Origin of the sequence: Streptomyces sp. NPDC020996 (genome assembly GCF_040641355.1) — a bacterium.
GTDB lineage: Bacteria > Actinomycetota > Actinomycetes > Streptomycetales > Streptomycetaceae > Streptomyces.
In genome coordinates this window covers 174,803-193,990 of the sequence record NZ_JBFADM010000003.1, presented here as the reverse complement: position 1 = coordinate 193,990, position 19,188 = coordinate 174,803, and the positions used below count along the sequence as shown (strand labels likewise).

20 protein-coding genes are annotated in these 19,188 nt (G+C 71.0%); 11 read left to right on the top strand and 9 right to left on the bottom strand.

The features are described from left to right. Window positions 1-73 precede the first annotated feature (73 nt). From AB0G63_RS03740 to AB0G63_RS03720, 5 genes are all read left to right on the top strand, one after another. Window positions 74-1,054 (top strand): ribose-phosphate diphosphokinase, encoded by a 981-nt coding sequence (locus tag AB0G63_RS03740; protein WP_360743696.1) that lies wholly within the window; start codon window positions 74-76, stop codon window positions 1,052-1,054. A 219-nt stretch (window positions 1,055-1,273) separates the two neighbouring features. Continuing rightward, a complete protein-coding gene (locus AB0G63_RS03735; RefSeq protein WP_360743693.1) occupies window positions 1,274-1,870 on the top strand; it encodes a 50S ribosomal protein L25/general stress protein Ctc in 597 nt (198 codons plus the stop codon). Window positions 1,871-1,941: 71 nt separating this feature from the next. Continuing rightward, the gene (gene pth, locus AB0G63_RS03730) at window positions 1,942-2,544 is read left to right on the top strand and encodes an aminoacyl-tRNA hydrolase (protein ID WP_360743690.1); all 603 of its coding nucleotides are present in this window, start codon (window positions 1,942-1,944) and stop codon (window positions 2,542-2,544) included. Between the two features lie 63 nt (window positions 2,545-2,607). After that, the gene (locus AB0G63_RS03725; protein WP_360743687.1) at window positions 2,608-3,099 is read left to right on the top strand and encodes a hypothetical protein; all 492 of its coding nucleotides are present in this window, start codon (window positions 2,608-2,610) and stop codon (window positions 3,097-3,099) included. 140 nt (window positions 3,100-3,239) lie between these two features. Further along, a complete protein-coding gene (locus AB0G63_RS03720; RefSeq protein ID WP_360743684.1) occupies window positions 3,240-3,962 on the top strand; it encodes an LPXTG cell wall anchor domain-containing protein in 723 nt (240 codons plus the stop codon). A 77-nt stretch (window positions 3,963-4,039) separates the two neighbouring features. On the opposite strand, the gene ppc is transcribed toward AB0G63_RS03720, so the two are convergent. Then, entirely contained in the window at window positions 4,040-6,772 is a 2,733-nt protein-coding gene (ppc, locus tag AB0G63_RS03715; RefSeq protein WP_360743681.1) for a phosphoenolpyruvate carboxylase, read from the bottom strand. A 290-nt stretch (window positions 6,773-7,062) separates the two neighbouring features. Here ppc and AB0G63_RS03710 point away from each other — a divergent pair, with 290 nt between their 5' ends. Both AB0G63_RS03710 and AB0G63_RS03705 read left to right on the top strand, forming a co-directional pair. Next, window positions 7,063-8,082 carry an acyl-CoA desaturase gene (locus tag AB0G63_RS03710; RefSeq protein WP_360743678.1) on the top strand — a complete coding sequence of 340 codons (1,020 nt, stop codon included), beginning with the start codon at window positions 7,063-7,065 and terminating at the stop codon, window positions 8,080-8,082. Continuing rightward, a complete protein-coding gene (locus AB0G63_RS03705; RefSeq protein WP_324783203.1) occupies window positions 8,079-8,756 on the top strand; it encodes a TetR/AcrR family transcriptional regulator in 678 nt (225 codons plus the stop codon). Before AB0G63_RS03710 ends, AB0G63_RS03705 begins: the two co-directional genes overlap by 4 nt. 261 nt (window positions 8,757-9,017) lie before the next feature. Here AB0G63_RS03705 and AB0G63_RS03700 read toward each other — a convergent pair whose 3' ends face one another. The 3 genes from AB0G63_RS03700 to AB0G63_RS03690 all read right to left on the bottom strand — a co-directional run bounded on the left by AB0G63_RS03700 (window position 9,018) and on the right by AB0G63_RS03690 (window position 10,469). Continuing rightward, the gene (locus AB0G63_RS03700) at window positions 9,018-9,191 is read right to left on the bottom strand and encodes a CsbD family protein (protein ID WP_324783204.1); all 174 of its coding nucleotides are present in this window, start codon (window positions 9,189-9,191) and stop codon (window positions 9,018-9,020) included. 76 nt (window positions 9,192-9,267) lie between these two features. Further along, complete coding sequence (locus AB0G63_RS03695; protein ID WP_360743673.1) at window positions 9,268-9,630, bottom strand: VOC family protein; 363 nt, start codon at window positions 9,628-9,630, stop codon at window positions 9,268-9,270. Beyond that, entirely contained in the window at window positions 9,630-10,469 is an 840-nt protein-coding gene (locus AB0G63_RS03690; RefSeq protein ID WP_360743670.1) for a trans-aconitate 2-methyltransferase, read from the bottom strand. The genes AB0G63_RS03695 and AB0G63_RS03690 overlap by 1 nt, the downstream gene beginning before the upstream one ends. 115 nt (window positions 10,470-10,584) lie before the next feature. On the opposite strand from AB0G63_RS03690, the gene tamR reads away from it, so the two are divergent. Next, entirely contained in the window at window positions 10,585-11,082 is a 498-nt protein-coding gene (gene tamR, locus AB0G63_RS03685) for a MarR family transcriptional regulator TamR (RefSeq protein ID WP_360743873.1), read from the top strand. On the opposite strand, the gene AB0G63_RS03680 is transcribed toward tamR, so the two are convergent. Next, the gene (locus AB0G63_RS03680; RefSeq protein ID WP_360743667.1) at window positions 11,041-11,820 is read right to left on the bottom strand and encodes a response regulator transcription factor; all 780 of its coding nucleotides are present in this window, start codon (window positions 11,818-11,820) and stop codon (window positions 11,041-11,043) included. The genes tamR and AB0G63_RS03680 overlap by 42 nt on opposite strands. 258 nt (window positions 11,821-12,078) lie before the next feature. On the opposite strand from AB0G63_RS03680, the gene AB0G63_RS03675 reads away from it, so the two are divergent. Continuing rightward, window positions 12,079-12,534 (top strand): N-acetyltransferase, encoded by a 456-nt coding sequence (locus AB0G63_RS03675; protein WP_360743664.1) that lies wholly within the window; start codon window positions 12,079-12,081, stop codon window positions 12,532-12,534. Window positions 12,535-12,584: 50 nt separating this feature from the next. Here the strand turns inward: AB0G63_RS03675 and galK are convergent, their stop codons facing one another. From galK to galT, 3 genes are read right to left on the bottom strand one after another with little or no spacing between them, the layout of a single operon-like run. Continuing rightward, the gene (gene galK / locus AB0G63_RS03670) at window positions 12,585-13,739 is read right to left on the bottom strand and encodes a galactokinase (RefSeq protein WP_360743661.1); all 1,155 of its coding nucleotides are present in this window, start codon (window positions 13,737-13,739) and stop codon (window positions 12,585-12,587) included. Next, window positions 13,739-14,707: a UDP-glucose 4-epimerase GalE gene (gene galE / locus AB0G63_RS03665; RefSeq protein WP_360743658.1), complete on the bottom strand. Its 969-nt coding sequence runs from the start codon at window positions 14,705-14,707 to the stop codon at window positions 13,739-13,741. Before galE ends, galK begins: the two co-directional genes overlap by 1 nt. Beyond that, window positions 14,704-15,765 (bottom strand): galactose-1-phosphate uridylyltransferase, encoded by a 1,062-nt coding sequence (gene galT / locus AB0G63_RS03660; protein WP_360743655.1) that lies wholly within the window; start codon window positions 15,763-15,765, stop codon window positions 14,704-14,706. Before galT ends, galE begins: the two co-directional genes overlap by 4 nt. 165 nt (window positions 15,766-15,930) lie before the next feature. Here galT and AB0G63_RS03655 point away from each other — a divergent pair, with 165 nt between their 5' ends. Then, entirely contained in the window at window positions 15,931-17,622 is a 1,692-nt protein-coding gene (locus AB0G63_RS03655; protein WP_360743652.1) for a sodium:solute symporter family protein, read from the top strand. 31 nt (window positions 17,623-17,653) lie between these two features. Further along, on the top strand, window positions 17,654-18,058 hold the full coding sequence (locus tag AB0G63_RS03650; RefSeq protein ID WP_360743650.1) for a hypothetical protein: 405 nt from the start codon (window positions 17,654-17,656) through the stop codon (window positions 18,056-18,058). Between the two features lie 224 nt (window positions 18,059-18,282). Here AB0G63_RS03650 and AB0G63_RS03645 read toward each other — a convergent pair whose 3' ends face one another. Then, the gene (locus AB0G63_RS03645; protein WP_360743647.1) at window positions 18,283-18,978 is read right to left on the bottom strand and encodes a LuxR C-terminal-related transcriptional regulator; all 696 of its coding nucleotides are present in this window, start codon (window positions 18,976-18,978) and stop codon (window positions 18,283-18,285) included. Window positions 18,979-19,188 lie beyond the last annotated feature (210 nt).

Genomic DNA, 19,188 nt, shown 5'->3' with positions numbered 1-19,188 from the left:
CCAGCTGAGACGGCCCGTCGTGCCCAGCGGCGCGGCGTCGTCAGCCGGCTGACACCTCTGAGGAGACAGTGCTGTGACCGGGATCAAGACGACCGGCGAGAAGAAGTTGATGTTCTTCTCCGGCCGCGCCCACCCCGAGCTTGCCGAGGAGGTCGCCCAGCAGTTGGGGGTCGGGGTCGTCCCGACGAAGGCCTTCGACTTCGCGAACGGCGAGATCTACGTCCGCTACCAGGAGTCGGCGCGTGGTGCGGACTGCTTCCTGATCCAGAGCCACACGGCTCCGATCAACAAGTGGATCATGGAGCAGCTGATCATGATCGACGCGCTGAAGCGTGCGTCGGCGCGTTCGATCACGGTGATCGTGCCGTTCTACGGTTACGCGCGGCAGGACAAGAAGCACCGGGGCCGTGAGCCGATCTCGGCGCGGCTGATCGCGGATCTGATGAAGACGGCGGGTGCTGATCGCATCCTGACGGTGGATCTGCACACGGACCAGATCCAGGGGTTCTTCGACGGTCCGGTCGATCACCTCTTCGCGCTGCCGCTGCTCGCGGACTACGTGGGGGCGAAGGTCGACAAGAACAAGCTGACGGTGGTGTCGCCGGACGCCGGCCGGGTGCGGGTGGCGGACCGCTGGTGCGACCGGCTGGGTGCGCCGCTGGCGATCGTGCACAAGCGGCGCGACAAGGACGTGGCGAACCAGGTGACCGTCCACGAGGTCGTGGGTGAGGTCAAGGGCCGGGTCTGTGTGCTGGTCGACGACATGATCGACACGGGTGGCACGATCTGTGCGGCGGCGGACGCGTTGTTCGCGCATGGTGCGGAGGATGTCATCGTGACGGCGACGCATGGTGTGCTGTCGGGCCCGGCGAGCGACCGGTTGAAGAACTCGCGGGTGAGTGAGTTCGTGTTCACGAACACGCTGCCGACGCCGAGTGAGCTGAACCGGGAGCTGGACAAGATCACGGTGCTGTCGATCGCGCCGACCATCGCGTCGGCGGTGCGTGAGGTGTTCGAGGACGGTTCGGTGACGAGCCTGTTCGACGAGCAGTGAGCGAGCGGTGAGTGGGCGTTGAGCGGGCGGCGAGTGCTGCCGTAGCGCCTGCATGATCGATTTTTCGGCGGCCTCCCCGGCCGAGTAGACTGCTGCAGTTGCTCGGCGAGGGAGGCCGCACTCTTTGGGTGCGGTGGTCCGTTATCGACGCGCTCTTCGTAGCAGGCCGTTCGTGGCCGGGTGACCACGTCCGTTCCGTTTTCTACGAGGAGTGATGACATGTCCGAGGTGAAGCTCGCCGTCGAGACGCGCACCGAGTTCGGCAAGGGTGCCGCGCGCCGTATCCGCCGTGACAAGAAGGTTCCGGGTGTGCTGTACGGGCACGGTTCGGAGCCGGTGCACCTGACGCTTCCGGGTCACGACCTGCTGCTGGCGCTGCGTACGCCGAACGTGCTGATCTCCCTCGACATCGACGGCAAGTCGACCGAGCTGGCGATCCCGAAGTCGGTGCAGCGTGACCCGCTGAAGGGCTTCCTGGAGCACGTCGACCTGCTGCTGGTCAAGCGTGGCGAGAAGGTCACGGTGGAGATCCCGGTGCACACCGAGGGCGAGCTGGCTCCGGGCGGCAACCTGCTGGAGCACGTGCTGAACGCGCTGCCGGTCGAGGCCGAGGCGACGCACATCCCCGAGTCGGTCACGGTGTCGGTGGAGGGTCTGGAGGCCGGCGCCTCGGTGCTGGCCAAGGACATCACCCTGCCGTCAGGCGTGAAGCTGGCCGTGGACGAGGACGCCGTCGTCCTTCAGGTGCTCGCCGCGCAGGCCGAGGAGGCCGGTGAGGGCGAGGAGGCCGGCGAAGAGGCTTCCGCCGAGGCCTGATCGTCGCCCCGCATCGTTTCGTCAGCCGCTGTTCCCGCCGGGGGCAGCGGCTGGCGCGTATCCAAGGAGACATGGACGTGAGCACGCCCGCCAATGCCCCCTGGCTCGTCGTGGGGCTGGGCAATCCGGGACCGGAGTACGCGATGAACCGGCACAACGTCGGGTTCATGGTGGCCGATCTGCTGGCCGAGCGGATCGGGGGGAAGTTCAAGCGGGCCGGCAAGGCGCAGGCGCAGGTGGTGGAGGGGCGGATCGGGCCGCCGGGGCCGGGCAGCCGTCGGGTGGTCCTGGCGAAGCCGATGTCGTTCATGAACCTGTCGGGCGGTCCGGTCAACGCGCTGCGTGATTTCTACAAGGTGCCGGTCGCCAATGTCGTCGCGGTTCATGACGAGCTGGACATCGACTACGGCACGCTCCGTCTCAAGCTGGGCGGTGGTGACAACGGGCACAACGGGCTGAAGTCGATGACCAAGGCGATGGGTGCGGACTATCACCGGGTGCGGTTCGGGATCGGCCGGCCGCCGGGGCGGATGCAGGTCGCGGACTTCGTGCTGAAGGACTTCTCGTCGGCGGAGCGCAAGGAGCTGGACTACTTCGTGGACCGGGCGGCGGATGCGGTGGAGTGTCTGGTGATCGACGGTCTGGAGCGGGCGCAGAGCACCTACAACTCCTGATGTGCGGCTTTCGCGCCCGGGCCGAGTTGACCGGGCGTGGGGGTATGGCCAATGATCCCGGCCATGCCGGCCACAGCCACCACTTCTCGTCAGGCCTCGTTCGCCGTCGTCCGGTTCGGGCGGTTCGCGGTCATGGGGTCGATCGCCGTACTGATCCTGGTCGCGGGCGTGTGGGCGTCGTGGGGGAGCGCCCAGTACGTGATGCTCACCAAGGGGCGGGAGCGCGGGACGGTCGTGGTGACCCGGTGCGGGGCGGACACGTGCACGGGTCCGTACACGCCGCTGTCCGCGGGGTCGCAGGCGCGCGGCCGGGTGGTCATCGACAGGACGGTGGCGGTGCGCAAGGGCGGGCGGTACACGGTGGTGATCAAGCCCGGCGGGGACGAGGTGGTGCGGTCCGGGACGGCGGGGGTGCTGTACGCGTGGGTGCCGTTCGCCGGGGCGCTGCTGCTGGCGTCGGTGGTGGTGGCCGGGGGGCTGCGCCGGACGCGGCTGGCGTGGGTGCTGGCGGGGTCGGGGCTGGCGCTGCTGACGGCGGCTTTCGCGACGATGTGATGCACCGGGCGCCGCGCGGGTCCGCGGAGGGGCGCTGCGAGTGTTGCCGGTTCGTGCTTGACCCGGTGCGAGTCGCGGCCGGATGCTGAGCCGCCCCCTCCACATCTTCCCGTTCAGTCACTCGAAGATGGACCTGTCTCATGCGTACCCTCTCTCGCGCCGGCGCCCTGTCCGCCGTCGCTGCGGCCGCGTTGCTGTGCTCGCCGGCCGTCGCCCACGCCGCCGTTCCGGGCGACAACGGAACCGTGAAGATCCACGACGCGAAGACCGGCGAGGAACTTCCCCGCAACGAACCGCACGTCTGTTCCTTCTACCTGGACGCCTTCGGTTTCGACGGTGTCCAGGAGGTCGACTGGCACATCGACGCCTGGGCGCCGTCGGCCGGGGCCAAGGGCGAGACCGTGAAGTCCGGCGCCATCACGCTGGACGGCGAGGGGCACGGCCGTACGGACGACATGTCGCTGCCGGACGGGCACTACAAGCTGTTCTGGAACTTCGAGGGGGAGAAGGGCGCCGCGAAGCAGAAGGTGTTCTGGGCGGACTGCGAGGACTCCCAGGGCGGCGGCTCGACGCCGTCGGCTTCCGCTTCCGATTCCGCGTCCGCGTCCGCGTCTTCGTCCGCCTCGGCGTCGGCTTCGGCGTCGGCGTCGGAGTCGGCCGGGTCCTCCGCGTCCCCGGGCCCGTCGGGCTCCGCGAGTGAGCCGGCGGCCCCGTCCGCCTCGTCGTCGCCGTCGGCGGCCGGGGGCGCTTCCGGGGATCTCGCCGAGACCGGCAACGGCGTCCCGGTCGGCCTGCTGGCCGGCCTGTCGGCCGTGCTGCTGGCCGCGGGCGGCTTCCTGGTGTTCCGCCGGCGCCGGATCTGAGTCCGTACACGGGGGTGCCCCCGTGCTCCGTACGATCCGTACGAGCGCGGGGGCACCCTTGTGTGTGCGGGCGGGGGTCAGCCGGTGTTGCGCAGGCCCGCGGCGACGCCGTTGACCGTCAGCAGCAGCGCGCGGGACAGCAGCGGGTCGGGCTGTTCGCCCGCGGCCGCGGCGTCGCGCTGACGCTTCAGGAGGGTCACCTGGAGGTAGGAGATGGGGTCCAGGTAGGCGTCGCGGATGGCGAAGGTCTGCTTGAGCACCGGGGTGGCGTCCAGCAGTTCCCGTTCGCCGGTCACCTTCAGCACCTCGGCGACGGTCAGTTCGTGCTCGGCGCGGATGGTGTCGAAGACGTGCCTGAGTTCCTCGGGGACGAGGGTCTCGACGTAGTGCGCGGCGATGCGCAGGTCGGTCTTGGCGAGGGTCATCTCGACGTTGGAGATGAAGTTGCGGAAGAAGTGCCAGCGTTCGTGCATCTCGTCGAGGACGGTGTCGAGGCCTGCCTCGCGCAGCGCCTTCAGGCCGGAGCCGACGCCGAACCAGCCGGGGACGATCTGGCGGGACTGGGTCCAGCCGAAGACCCACGGGATGGCGCGCAGTCCGTCGAGCGAGACACCGGAGCCGGGGCGGCGGGAGGGCCGGGAGCCCAGGTGCAGGTCGGCGAGCTGGTCCACGGGCGTCGACGCGAGGAAGTACGTCGGCAGGTCCGGGTCCTCGACGAGGGCGCGGTAGGCGGCGTGGGCGGCGTCGGAGACGACGTCCATGGCGGCGTCCCAGCGGGCGAGGGCCTCGTCGGACTGGCGGGGGGCGGTGTGCAGGGCGGAGGCCTGGAGGGTGGCGGCGACCGTCAGTTCCAGGTTCTCCCGGGCCAGCGACGGGATGAGGTACTTGTCGGAGATGACCTCGCCCTGCTCGGTCACCTTGATCTCGCCCTCGAGGGTGCCCCAGGGCTGGGCGAGGATGGCGTCGTGGGAGGGGCCGCCGCCGCGGCCGACGGTGCCGCCGCGGCCGTGGAAGAGGCGCAGGCGGACGCCGTAGCGGTGGGCGACGTCGCGCAGGCGGCGCTGGGCGCGGTGGATCTCCCACTGGCTGGTGGTGATGCCGCCGAACTTGGAGGAGTCGGAGTAGCCGAGCATGACCTCCTGGACGTCCCCGCGCAGCGCGACCAGGCGCCGGTAGGAGGGGTCGGAGAGCATGTCCTCCAGGATGGTGTCGGCGGCCTTCAGCTCGTCGGTGGTCTCCAGCAGCGGGACGATGCCGATCTTCGCCCAGCCGGCGTGCAGGTCGATCAGGCCGGCCTCGCGGGCGAGCACGGTGGCCGCGAAGACGTCGTCGGCGCCCTGGCACATGGAGATGATGTACGACTCGATGACCTCGGGTCCGAAGACCTCCAGGGCCCGCCTGACGGTCTGGAAGACGCCGAGGGTCTTCTCGCCGGCCGCGTCGACGGGTGCCGGGGTGGGGGCGAGGGGCCGGCGGGAGCGCAGTTCCTTGGCGAGGAGCTTGGCCCGGTATTCGCGGGGCATGTCGGCGTAGCGCCAGGACTCTTCGCCGAGCCGGTCGAAGAGCTGGCCGAGGGCGTGGTGGTGGGCGTCGGCGTGCTCGCGCACGTCCATGGTGGCGAGCTGCAGGCCGAAGGCGGCGAGGGTGCGGATGGTGCGGTTGAGGCGGCCGGCGGCGAAGAGGTCGCCGCGGTGGGCGCGCAGGGAGTTCTGCACGACGGTGAGGTCCTGCAGCAGTTGGCCGGTGCCGAGGTAGTCGCGGCCGGGCTCGTGCGGGGTGCCCTTGGCCAGGCGCTGCTTGGTGTTCTCCAGCTTCTGCCGGATGCAGGTGGCCTTGAGCCGGTAGGGCTCCTCGGCGTTCAGGCGCTTGTAGCGGGGGCTGATCTCGGGCAGCCGGTCGAGGTCGTCCTGGAGGGAGGAGAGCAGTTCGTCGGTGGCGCCGGTGTAGCGGATGGAGTTGGAGAGGAAGCTGCGCAGTTCGTCGATCATCTCCAGGGCGTCGTTGATGCCGTGTTCGTGCTGGAGGATGAGGACGTCCCAGGTGACCTGGGGGGTCACGTTGGGGTTGCCGTCGCGGTCGCCGCCGATCCAGGTGCCGAAGGTGAGGGGGCGGGTGTCGTCCGGGAGCTTGACGCCGACGCGTTCCAGTTCGGCGGTCAGGTCCTCGAGGACGTCGCCGACGGCGCCGGCGTGGAGTTCGTCGAGGTAGTAGATGGCGTTGCGGGCCTCGTCGGCGGGCTCGGGGCGGACCACGCGCAGTTCGTCGGTCTGCCAGACGAGGTCGATGTTCTCGGCCAGCCGGGTGTCGTGGCGGCGGCGGTCGGCCTCGATGACGGGGGTCTCCAGGAGCGCGGCGATGCGCCGGAGCTTGTTGAGGACCGACCGGCGGGCGGCCTCGGTGGGGTGGGCGGTGAACACCGGGCGGACGTTGAGGTGTCTGACCGTCTGGCGCAGGTGCTCGGGGTCGGCGTCCTTGAGGCGGTCGGCGGTGCGGGCGAGCAGCCCGCCCTCGGCGGCCCGCCTGGCGCGCAGCTCGCGGCCGCGGTGGACCTGCTCGGTGACGTTGGCGAGGTGGAAGTAGGTGGAGAAGGCGCGGACCAGCTTGGCCGCGGTCTCCAGTTCGATGCCACGCAGCAGTTCGGCGGCGGCCTCGCCGTCCTCACGGGTGAGGCGGCGGACGTTCTCGACGAGTTCCAGCAGTTCGGGGCCCTCCTGCCTCACGAGGGTCTCGCCGAGGAGGTCGCCGAGCCGCCGGATGTCGGCGCGCAGCTCGCTGCTGGTCGTCGGGGTCTGGTCGTCGGCACTGCTCACAGGTGCGGCTCCTTGCAGTGTTGAAGCTCGTCTGGAGGGGAACCCGGCCGCCGGACCGGTGCGGCGCCGCCGCTTACGGCCCGGACATCGGGGAAGAAAACAGAGCGGACCGCGCTGTCCGACCGACTCCAAGGATAGGTGTCCGCGCGGACGCGCAGACTGTCGGGCTCTTGCCGCCCGGCGGGCCACTGCCATACTTACGATGCCGTAGGTTACGGAACCGTAGGAAGCACGGCGCGGTTGCCGCGATCCGGCATCTGCCTTATTCCACGACCCCACAGGGGACGCGCATGACCTCAAGCTCCGACGTGATCGAAGACTCGCAGAAGGCGACCGGTACCGCTCCGCCGCCGTCCGCCAGCCTGGGCACCCTGGGTGGCGAGCAGAAGCGCTCGATCGAGCAGATCACGCTGCTGCTCTTCATCACCGTCCCGTTCCTCGCGCTGGTGGCCGCGGTGCCGCTGGCCTGGGGCTGGGGGGTGAGCTGGCTGGACCTCGGCCTGCTGGTCTTCTTCTACTTCCTGGGCTGCCACGGCATCACGATCGGGTTCCACCGCTACTTCACGCACGGTTCCTTCAAGGCCAGGCGGCCGCTGCGGATCGCGCTGGCGATCATGGGTTCGCTGGCCGTCGAGGGGCCGCTGGTGCGCTGGGTGGCCGACCACCGCAGACACCACAGGTTCTCGGACGCCGAGGGTGATCCGCACTCGCCGTGGCGTTTCGGGGAGACGATCCCGGCGCTGATCAAGGGTCTGTGGTGGGCTCACATCGGCTGGATGTTCGACGAGGAGCAGACGCCGCAGGACAAGTACGCGCCGGATCTGATCAAGGACCGGACGATCCGGGCGATCTCCCGTCAGTTCGTCCTGTGGACGGCGGTGTCGCTGCTGCTGCCGCCGCTGATCGGCGGTCTGGTGACGATGTCCTGGTGGGGCGCGTTCACGGCGTTCTTCTGGGGGTCCCTCGTCCGGGTGGCTCTGCTGCACCACGTGACCTGGTCGATCAACTCGATCTGCCATGCGGTGGGCAAGCGTCCGTTCAAGTCGCGCGACCGTTCGGGCAACGTGTGGTGGCTGGCGGTGCTGTCGTGCGGCGAGTCGTGGCACAACCTGCACCACGCCGACCCGACGTCGGCCCGCCACGGGGTGATGCGCGGCCAGGTGGACTCCTCGGCGCGTTTCATCCGCATCTTCGAGGCGCTCGGCTGGGCCTACGACGTGCGCTGGCCGTCACGCTCGCGTATCGATTCCCGCCGTAACGGCGGCGAAGGCGGCTCCCGGCAGCGGGAGGAAGCCGCCGAGGCGGCATGATTGACGCCGTGGCGACCGACTCCAGCAGTACCCCGAGCCAGGACAAGCAGCGCCGAGTGCGCCGCACCCGCATGACCGGTGCGGAGCGCCGCCAGCAGCTGCTGGAGATCGGTCGCACCCTCTTCGCCGCGAAGGGCTTCGAGGGCACGTCGGTGGAGGAGATCGCGGCGAAGGCCGGGGTGTCCAAGCCGGTGGTGTACGAGCACTTCGGCGGCAAGGAGGGGCTGTACGCGGTGGTGGTGGACCGCGAGATGCGGCGGCTGCTGGACATGGTGACCAGTTCGCTGACCGCCGGGCACCCCCGCGAGCTGTGCGAGCAGGCGGCGTTCGCGCTGCTGGACTACATCGAGGAGTACACGGACGGTTTCCGCATCCTGGTGCGGGACTCGCCGATCCCGCAGTCGACGGGGTCGTTCGCGTCGCTGATCTCCGACATCGCCACCCAGGTGGAGGACATCCTGGGCCGCGAGTTCAAGAGCCGCGGCTTCGACCCCAAGCTGGCCCCGCTGTACGCGCAGGCGCTGGTGGGCATGGTCGCGCTGACCGGCCAGTGGTGGCTGGACGTGCGCCGCCCGAAGAAGGCGGAGGTCGCCGCCCACCTGGTGAATCTGGCCTGGCACGGGCTGGACGGGCTGGAGCCGAAGCCTCGGCTGATCGGGCACCGCAAGAGCTGACCCTGAGCCCTGCCCGTCCCCGGCGTCACTGGTACGAGCCCCGCCCGTCCCCGGCGTCACCGGTACGCGCGCATGTGCGCGGGCGTGCGCATGTGCGCGGGCGTGCGCATGTGCGCGGGCGTGCGCGCACGCACTGCGCGGGTGCCGCCCAGTGCGTGCGCTCGGTTCGTGGGTTGTGTTACGGGGTCGTTGGGTTGCGGGGTCAGCCGCGTTCGTGGGTCGGGTTGCGGGGTCCGCCGCGCGTACGCGCGTGCGGGCCGCTCAGTGCTTGAAGACGTCCTTCGCCTTCTCCTTCGCCTGGCGGGCGTCGCCCTTCGACTGACCGCCCTTGCCCTCGGCGGTCAGGGCGTCGTCGCCGGTGGCGCGGCCCACGGCTTCCTTGGCCTTGCCCTTGGCCTGTTCGGCCTTTGCCTTCGCCTTCTGTTCCTTCGCCACGTTTCATCACTCCCCGTCGCATCCGACAGTGCTGTCAGCACGGCGGGTAACCGGTGCAGCCACGGGCAAACCCCGGTCAGCGCTCCGGCTCCAGGAACTCCAGCCGGTTGCCGACGGGGTCCTCGGAGTAGAAGCGCCGGTGTCCGGGCAGGTCCTCGTCCCACCGCACCGGGGCTCCCCCGGCCTTCAGCCGGGCGGCGTAGGTCTCGATGCCGGTCACCCGCAGCCCCGGGTGCGCCTTCCTTGCGGGCCGGAAGTCCTCCTCGACGCCGAAATGGAGCCGCACCCGCCCCGCCTGGAACCAGCAGCCTCCGCGGGCAGCCAGGACGGGCGGCTTGGGGATCTCCGTCATCCCGAGGACACCGGCGTAGTACGCGCGCAGCCGGTCCTCCGAGCCGGGCGGGGCGGCGAGCTGGACGTGGTCGACGGCGGTGAGCATCAGGCCTCCTTGTGGGCGACGGCGAAGACGCGGCGGAAGGGGAAGGGGGTGCCGTGGGCGGTGGCCGGGTAGGCGGCGCGCAGGGCGGCCCGGTACTCGTCGAGGAACGCCTGCCGGTCCCGCGGGTGGTCGGCCAGCGCGGTCAGGACCGGCCGCAGTCCCGTCCCCTGCACCCAGTCCAGTACGGGGTCGTCGCCGGTGAGCAGATGGAGGTACGTGGTCTCCCACACGTCGGCGGTGCAGCCGAGGCCGGTGAGGCGTTCCAGGTAGGCCCGGGGGGTGAGGACGGCGTCGGCGTGGCGCAGGGTGCCGGCGAGGCGGTCGGCGAAACGGGGTGAGCGGGCGAGTTCGCGCATCAGGCGGTGGCTGGGGGCGTCGAAGTTGCCGGGGACCTGGAAGGCGAGGGTGCCGCCGGGCCGCAGCCCGGAGATCCACTCCGCGAACCGCTCGGCGTGGCCCGGTACCCACTGCAGGGTGGCGTTGCTGATGATCAGGTCGTGCGGTTCGGCCGGTGTCCACGTCGCCACGTCGGCGTGGACGAAGTCGAGGCGGCCGCCGCCCGCGGTGGGGCCGGCGTGCTCGGCGCGGGCCCGGTCGAGCATCTCGGGCGAGTTGTCGTAGCCGGTGATGCGGGCGGCGGGCCAGCGCGCGGCGAGCAGGGCGGTGACGTTGCCGGGGCCGCAGCCGAGGTCGGCAATGCGGGGCGGCCCGGCGTACGGCTCCGCGGGCGGTGGCGCGGGCAGGCCGGGGACGCGGGCGAGGAGGTCGGCGAAGGGGCGGGCGCGGTGGCCGGCGTGGCGCAGGTACCGGTCGGGGTCCCAGACGGGGGCGGCGGGCATGGTCGGCCTCCTCGGCGTACCGGACGGACCTCCAGCCTCGCCCCCAAATTACCTCGATGTCAAGAAGCTCGACATCAAGAGACTTCACATCGACACAACCACTACACTGATCGTCATGGAGGACGAGGTCGATCGGCTGGTCGCAGCATGGCGCCGGGAGCGCCCGGACCTCGACGTGGAACCGCTCGAGGTGCTCAGCCGGGTGAGCAGGCTGGCCCGGCACCTGGACCGGGCGCGCCGGCTGGCGTTCGCCGAGCACAGTCTGGAGCCCTGGGAGTTCGACGTGCTCACGGCGCTCAGGCGCGCGGGGGCGCCCTACCAGCTCTCCCCCGGCCAGTTGCTGACGCAGACCCTGGTCACCTCGGGCACGATGACCAACCGCATCGACCGGCTGGCCAAGAAGGGCCTGGTGGAGCGGCTGCCGGACCCGAGCGACCGCCGGGGCGTGCTGGTCCGGCTGACCGCCGAGGGCCGGGACCGCGCGGACCAGGCGCTGGCTGGCCTGCTGGAGCAGGAGCGCTCGATCCTCGCCGAGCTGTCCCGTGCCCAGCGCGGTGAACTGGCGGCCCTGCTACGCCAGCTGACCGCCCCGTTCGACAACATCCCCGGTTAGGGCCTGCCCCAGGTCGGCCGGGCCGACGCCGGCGCGGCGGGCGAGCGCGACCGCGGCGAGGGTGGAGTGGACGCCCAGTTTGCCGAGGACGTTCTGCATGTGGGTGCGGACCGTGTGCGGGGAGAGGAACAGCCGCTCGGCGACGGCCTTGCGGCCGAGCCCCGCGACCATGCAGCGCAGCACCTCCCGCTCCCGCGGGGTGAGGGATTCCACCAGCCGTTCGCTCTCGGTGCGGTGTTTGCGCGCGGCCGTCAGTTCCCGCAGGACGCCGGTGAGCAGGGCGGGCGGGAGGTGGGTCTCGTCGCGCAGTACGCCCCGGATGACGGTCAGCAGCCGGGAGAGGGAGCAGTCCTTGGCCACCCAGCCGGAGGCGCCGGCCTGCAGGGCGAGGGCGGCCCGCCGGGGATCGTCCTTCTCGGCGAGGACGACGATCCGGATGCCCGGCTGCGCGGTGCGCACCCCCGCGACCAGCGAGAGCCCGTCGACGTGTCCGTCCTCGCCCACCTCCTGCACAGGCACGGCGGGCCGGACGCCCGGCACGCCGCCTCCCAGGTCGGCGTCGACGAGCAGCACGTCGAAGCGGCGGCCGTCGGCGGCCGCCCGCTCCAGGCAGCGCAGCGCGGCGGGGCCGCTGCCGGCGGCGGAGACGTCGACGTCGGGCTCGGCGGCCAGTGCGGCGGCGAGCGACTCGGCGAAGATGCGGTGGTCGTCGACGACCAGGACTCGGATGCGAACCACGTAACCCCCTTCCCCAGGCTCCCGTGGAGCAGGGGATTCCCCATCGTCGGGAGACGGCACGGGCGCGGGTACGCCGCCCGAAGCGCGATGGCTCCGCACGGCCGCCGCCATGCGGAGACTGCTACCCCCACTTCGGGTGTCGTACCCGGCTTTCTCGCCCCCCTGAGCGGCGCCGGCCCCCACCGGCGCTGTCCATCAGGGTACGGACGGGGGCCGGGAGCGGAAGGTTATTTGCAGAACTGGCCGTCCGGCGCGTTTATGGTGAGCCGCATGTTCCGTCTCGAGACAGAAGTCGACAAGGCCCGGCGTGATCTTCTGCGGGTGCGGTTGCGGGACGCCAACACCGCGGCCTCTCCGGTGTTGCGGGCCCTGCGCGGAAGCCCGGACGAGCGTGAACGTCCCCTGCACGTGTGGGCGTCGGACGAGGCGGGGGACCTGGCCGGAGGGCTGGTGGGGCACACCTGGGCGAGCTGGCTGCACGTGACGTACCTGTGGGTGGACGAGCGGCACCGGGGCGCGGGGCTCGGCGGGCGGCTGCTGGCCGAGGCGGAGCGCGTCGCCGCGCGGGAGCGCGGATGCCGGTCCGCGCGCCTGGAGACCTGGGACTTCCAGGCGCCCGGCTTCTACCGCAAGCAGGGTTACGAGGTGGTGTGCGTGATCCCCGGCTATCCGCCGGGGATCACGGAGTACACCCTGACCAAGCGGCTCGGCTGAGCCGGTGCGCCCCAGCCGGGCGTAACCGAGCCGGTGCGCCCCGGCCGGGCTCAGCCGAGCCTGCGCGCCCCGGCCGCGGGCACCGCCTCGAAGACCCGGGGCGCGGTGAAGGACGCGGCGGCGAAGGCCTCCTCGACCGCCTTGGTGATCGTCTCCACGTCAGCGGCCTCCGCCAGCACGATCGCCGAGCCGCCGAAGCCGCCGCCGGTCATCCGGGCGCCCAGCGCGCCGGCGGCCAGGGCGGAGTCCACGGCGAGGTCCAGTTCCGGGCAGGAGATGCGGAAGTCGTCGCGCAGCGAGGCGTGGCCCTCGACGAGCACCGGGCCGATCGCGCGGGTGTCGCCGGACTTCAGCAGCGACACCACCCGCTCGACGCGCTCGTCCTCGGTGACGACGTGGCGGACCAGGCGGCGGACCTCCTCGTCGTCGATGCGGGCCAGCGCCGCATCGAGCCCGGCGTACGGCACGTCCCGCAGGGCGTCGACGCCCAGCAGCGCGGCGCCCTTCTCGCAGCCCGCGCGGCGCTTGCCGTACTCGCCCTCGCTGTGGGAGTGCTTGACCCGGGTGTCGACCACCAGCAGGCGCATCCCCTCGGCCGCCAGGTCGAAGGGGATCTGCCGCTGGGAGAGGTCGCGGGTGTCGAGGAACAGCGCGCGGCCCTCCTCGCAGCACGCCGACGCCGTCTGGTCCATGATCCCGGTGGGGGCGCCGACGTAGACGTTCTCGGCGCGCTGGCACAGGCGGGCCAGCTGCCAGCGCTGCAGGCCGAGCCCGTACAGGTCGTTCAGGGCGAGTGCGACGACGACCTCCAGGGCCGCCGACGACGACAGGCCCGCGCCGACCGGGACGGATGAGGCGAGGTGGATGTCGGCGCCGGTCACCGGGTGGCCGGCCTCCCGCAGGGCCCAGACGACGCCTGCCGGGTACGCGGTCCAGGCGCGGTCGGTGCCCGGCACGAGGTCGTCCGGCCGCAGTTCGGTGACGCCGCCCTCGACGTCCGCCGAGTGCAGGCGCAGGACGCCGTCCGTGCGGCGGGAGGCCGCCGCGACGGCGGTGTGCGGCAGCGCGAAGGGCATCACGAAGCCGTCGTTGTAGTCGGTGTGCTCACCGATCAGGTTGACCCGGCCCGGCGCCGACCAGATGCCCTCGGGCGCCGTCCCGTACAGCGCCGCGAACGCGTCGGCGACCTGCTGCTGTGCCCCCACTACTGCTCCCTTGCGATGTGCTGCGCGAACTCCCACGCGTCCGCGATGATCCCCGCGAGGTCCGCGCGGGACGGGTTCCAGCCCAGTTTCTCGCGGGCGGTCCGCGCCGAGGCCACCAGGACCGCCGGGTCGCCGCCGCGGCGCGGGGCCACGACCTCCGGGATCGGGTGGCCGGTGACCTGGCGGACGGTCTCGACGACCTCGCGGACGGAGAAGCCGTTGCCGTTGCCGAGGTTGCAGATGAGGTGCTCGCCGGGGGTGGCGGCCTTCAGCGCCAGCAGGTGGGCGTCCGCCAGGTCGGCGACGTGGATGTAGTCGCGGACGCAGGTGCCGTCCGGGGTGGGGTAGTCGTCGCCGTAGACGGAGATCGCCTCGCGCCTGCCCTGCGCGACCTGCAGCACCAGCGGGATGAGGTGCGACTCGGGGTCGTGCCGCTCGCCGTACTGCCCGTAGGCGCCCGCGACGTTGAAGTAGCGCAGTGACACCGCGCCCAGGCCGTGGGCCGCCGCCTCACCGGTGATCATGTGGTCGACGGCGAGCTTGGTGGCGCCGTAGGGGTTGGTCGGCGAGGTGGGCGCCGACTCGACGATCGGGACCTCCGCCGGCTCGCCGTAGGTGGCCGCCGTGGAGGAGAAGACGAGCGTGCGCACGTCCGCCTCGCGCATGGCGGCCAGCAGCGCCATGGTGCCGCCGACGTTGTTGGCCCAGTACTTCTCGGGCTTCGCCACCGACTCGCCGACCTGGGAGAAGGCGGCGAAGTGCAGGACCGCGTCGAAGGATGCGTCCAGCCACTTGGCGGCGTCCCGGATGTCGCCCTCGACGAAGCCGGCGCCGGCCGGCACGCCCTCGCGGAAGCCGGTCGAGAGGTTGTCGAGGACGACGACCTCGTGGCCCGCCTCCAGCAGATGCTGGGCGACCACGCTGCCCACGTACCCCGCACCGCCCGTGACCAGGTACTTGCCGCTCATGAACTCGCTACCTCCCGCAGTCGCTCGGCCGCGCGCTCCGGCGGCACGTCGTTGATGAACACGCTCATGCCGGACTCGGAACCCGCGAGGAACTTCAGCTTGCCGGACGTACGGCGGATGGTGAAAAGCTCGAGGTGCAGCGCGAAGTCGTCCCTGCTCACCCCGTCGAACTCGTCCAGCGTGCCGAACGGCGCCTGGTGCCAGGCGGCGATGTACGGCGTCGGAGGCTCACCCTCGCCGAAGATCCGGTCGAAGCGCCTCAAGAGTTCCAGGTAGACCTTGGGGAACTCTGTGCGCGCCGCCTCGTCGAGGGCGAGCAGGTCGGGCACCCGGCGCCGCGGGTAGAGGTGGACCTCGTACGGCCAGTGCGCCGCGTACGGCACGAAGGCCACCCAGTGTTCACCCTCGAGGACGACCCGCTCACCGGCGAGTTCACGCTCCAGGATGACGTCGAACAGGTTCTCCCCGACGGTCGCCTCCTTGTGCGCGGCCACCTGGCCCAGCATCAGCGAGGTGCGCGGGGTGACGAACGGGTAGGCGTAGATCTGCCCGTGCGGGTGACCCAGCGTCACGCCGATCTCGGCACCCCGGTTCTCGAAGCAGAAGACCTGTCGGACGGAGGGCAGATGGGACAGTTCCGACGTCCGGTCGGTCCAGGCGTCGAGGACCAGCGCCGCCTGCTGTTCGGTCAGGTCGGCGAAGGACGCGTCGTGGTCGGACGTGAAGCAGACGACCTCGCAGCGGCCGGAGTCGCCGGCCAGCGACGGGAAACGGTTCTCGAAGACCACGACGTCGTACGACGAGTCCGGGATCTCGCTGAGGCGCTCGCCGTGCGACGGGCACAGCGGGCACTCGTCGGCGGGCGGGTGGTAGGTGCGGCCCTGGCGGTGGGAAGCGACGGCGACCGAGTCGCCGAGCAGCGGGTCGCGGCGGATCTCGGAGGTCGTGACGGTCCGCTCCAGCGGGCGCCGGTCGACCGCGTCCCGCACGGTGTCGTCGCGCAGGTCGTAGTAGACGAGCTCCCGACCGTCGGCCAGCCGGGTCGAGGTCTTCTTCACTGCGACTCCACTCAATCTTCAAACAGAAACGAACACATCGAAACACAATGCACCAGCGGCGTCAACATCACAATCAAACAAAGGGCACCAACGGAAATGTTCAGACAGTGAACACAGAGGCGTAGGTTCCGCACCGGATCAGTTCGCGCAACGAAGCGAGTTCTTATGCAAACCCCCACACATGCGGCCACCGACCTGGCCGCGGTGCTACGACTCCCGACGAACGCACTCGACTACACGATCCTCGGCATCTACTTCGCCGTCGTCCTGGGCATCGGCTTCGCCGCACGCCAGTCGGTGAGGACGAGCCTCGACTTCTTCCTCTCCGGCCGCTCACTGCCCGCCTGGATCACCGGTCTGGCCTTCGTCTCCGCCAACCTCGGCGCCACCGAGATCCTCGGCATGGCCGCCAACAGCGCGCAGTACGGCGCCTACACCGTGCACTGGTACTGGATCGGCGCCATCCCGGCCATGGTCTTCCTCGGCCTGGTGATGATGCCCTTCTACTACGGCTCCAAGGTGCGCTCGGTCCCCGAGTTCCTGCTGCTGCGCTTCGACAAGTGGGCGCACCTGCTGAGTTCGGCCCTGTTCGCCTTCGCCGCCGTGCTGATCGCCGGCGTGAACCTGTACTCACTGGCGATCATCGTGGAGGCCCTGCTCGGCTGGCCGCAGTGGGTGGCGATCGTGGTCGCCGGCTTCTTCGTGCTGGCGTACATCACCCTCGGCGGCCTGTCGTCCGCGATCTACAACGAGGTGCTGCAGTTCTTCGTCATCCTCGCCGCGCTCATCCCGATCGTCGTGCTGGGCCTGAGGAAGGTCGGCGGCTGGGGCGGCCTGACGGACAAGCTCACGGCGAGCCACGGCGAGGATTTCGTCACCGCCTGGGGCGGCACCGGCATCGGCAGCTCCAACCCGCTGGGCGCCAACTGGCTGACCATCGTGCTCGGCCTCGGCTTCGTGCTCTCCTTCGGTTACTGGACGACCAACTTCGCCGAGGTGCAGCGCGCCCTGTCCGCGAAGAACCTCTCCGCGGCCCAGCGCACCCCGCTGATCGCCGCGTTCCCCAAGATCTTCATCGTGTTCCTGGTCATGATCCCGGGCCTGGTCGCCGCCGTGCTGCTGCCCGGCATCGGCACCTCCGGCTCGGACTACCAGTACAACCACGCGATCCCGTACCTGATGAAGGAACTGCTGCCCAACGGTGTGCTCGGCATCGCGGTGACCGGCCTCGTCGCCGCCTTCATGGCGGGCATGGCGGCCAACGTGTCGTCCTTCAACACGGTGTTCACCAACGACATCTGGGGGCGGTACGTCGTCCGGGGCCGCGAGGACGGCTACTACGTGAAGTTCGGCCGGCTCATCACCGCGATCGGTGTGCTGGCCTCGATCGGGACGGCGTTCCTGGCGTCGTCGTTCTCGAACATCATGAGCTACCTGCAGACGCTGTTCTCCTTCTTCAACGTGCCGATGTTCGTCGTCTTCGTCGTCGGCATGTTCTGGAAGCGCGCGTCCATGAAGTCCGGCTTCTGGGGCCTGCTGGCCGGCACGACGGCCGCGATGGTCAACTACTTCGTCCTGTACAAGCAGGACGTCATCAGCATCCCCACCGACCAGGGCGCCAACTTCGTCTCGGCGATCGCGGGCTTCGTCGCCGGCGCGGTGGTCATGGTCGCCGTGTCCCTGTTCACCGAGCCGAAGCCGCAGGAGGAGCTGCAGGGCCTGGTCTACGGCACCCGGTCCCCCGGCATGGCCGAGCCGCCCGCCGCCGGCGACGACGCCTGGTACCGCAGGCCGGCCCTGCTGGGCTGGAGCGCCGTGATCCTCGCCGCCGCCTGCTACATCCCGTTCTCGATCTGACGCGGGCCTGCCGACAAGGGAGTCTGAGACCATGAACGAACACTCCGGACCATCCGATCAGTCCGGTCAGCCCGGTCAGCCCGGTTACTCCGGTTACTCCGGTTACTCCGAGAAGGACGTCCAGCGGGAGGTCTCCGACCTGGAGGCCAAGTCCGCCACCGCGGCCCGCATCTTCGACCTCCGCCGCATCATCGGCGGCCTCTTCGTGCTCTACGGCGTCATCGTCACGATCACCGGCCTGACGGACTCCGCCGCCGAGATCGACAAGGCGCAGGGCGTCAACATCAACCTGTGGACCGGGCTGGGGATGCTGCTGCTGGGCATCTTCTTCCTGGCCTGGCTGAAGCTGCGCCCGACGCCCCCGCCGACCCCGCCGACCCCGGAAACCGAGACCGCGCCGGGGCCGCGGGACGAGCCGGACGCACCGGCGAGCTGACGACGGCGGGGCGGGGCGCGGCGGCGGGGCGGGGCGGGGCGGGGCGCGGCGGCGGGGCGGGGCGCGGCGGCGGGGCGGGGTCCGCTCGGGGGCGTCCTGCTCAGGGCTGCCGGTCCCACCGCGCCCGGGACGGTGGCTGGGCCGGAGTCCCCTTCAAGCGCCCGGCGGCGGCCCCGTCGGTGTGCCGCGAACCGCGCGGCGACGGCCGGGACGGTTCCCCGCTGTCAGGAGTCCGACGGGCGCGGTTCGCGAGGGAGCGGGCCCGCCCTGTCCAGCAGCCCGGTCCGGGCCGCCAGGGCCGCCGCTTCCAGGCGGGAGCCGACGCCCAGTTTCATCAGGACGCGCTGGACGTGGGTGCGGGCGGTAGACGGGGCGATGCCCATACCGGCCGCGATCAGCCGGGTGTCCTCCCCGTCGGCGACCCTGACCAGGACCTCGACCTCCCTCGGGGTGAGCATCTGCAGCAGGCGCTGGCCCTCGTCGTCGGGCTGTGCCGCCGGGTTCAGCAGCTCGCTGAAGGCGCCCTGGAGCAACTGCGGGGCCACCGCCGCCTCACCCGCCCTGGCCTTCATGATCGCCCGCTCGACACCCTCGATGCGCTCGTCGTGCCGTACGTAGCCGGAGGCGCCCGCGGCGAAGGCCGCCGCGATGCCGCGCGGGCTGGGTACCGGGCCCAGCACCAGGACGGCGACCTGCGGCCGCTCCCGCTTGATCTTCACCACCGGGTCGAAGACGCCCGGTTCCGCCGGAGTCGCCGTGCCCAGCAGGCACACCTCCGGCGCACGGCTGATCACCAGTTCCGCCGCGCCCGCGGCGGGCGCCGCCGCGGCGAGCACCCGGTGTCCCCGCAGCTTCAGCGCCGAGGCCAGCGCCTCGGCGAGCAGTCGGTGGTCGTCGACCACCATCAGCCGCACACCCATCGAGCAAACCCCCCAGTCCCCCCAGTGGTTCCCACCGACGCCCCACTATGGATGCCCACCGGACCACTGGTCCGCACGGACAGAAGCCCCCTCCCGGCTCCCCCCGCTTCTCATGCCCCCGGAAGCTACACGCTTGTTCGACGTTGCGCTCCCCCTACCGGCGAGAAGTGCCCCGGATCAGCGGAATTTCTCGTTCTCCGGGTTTTCACG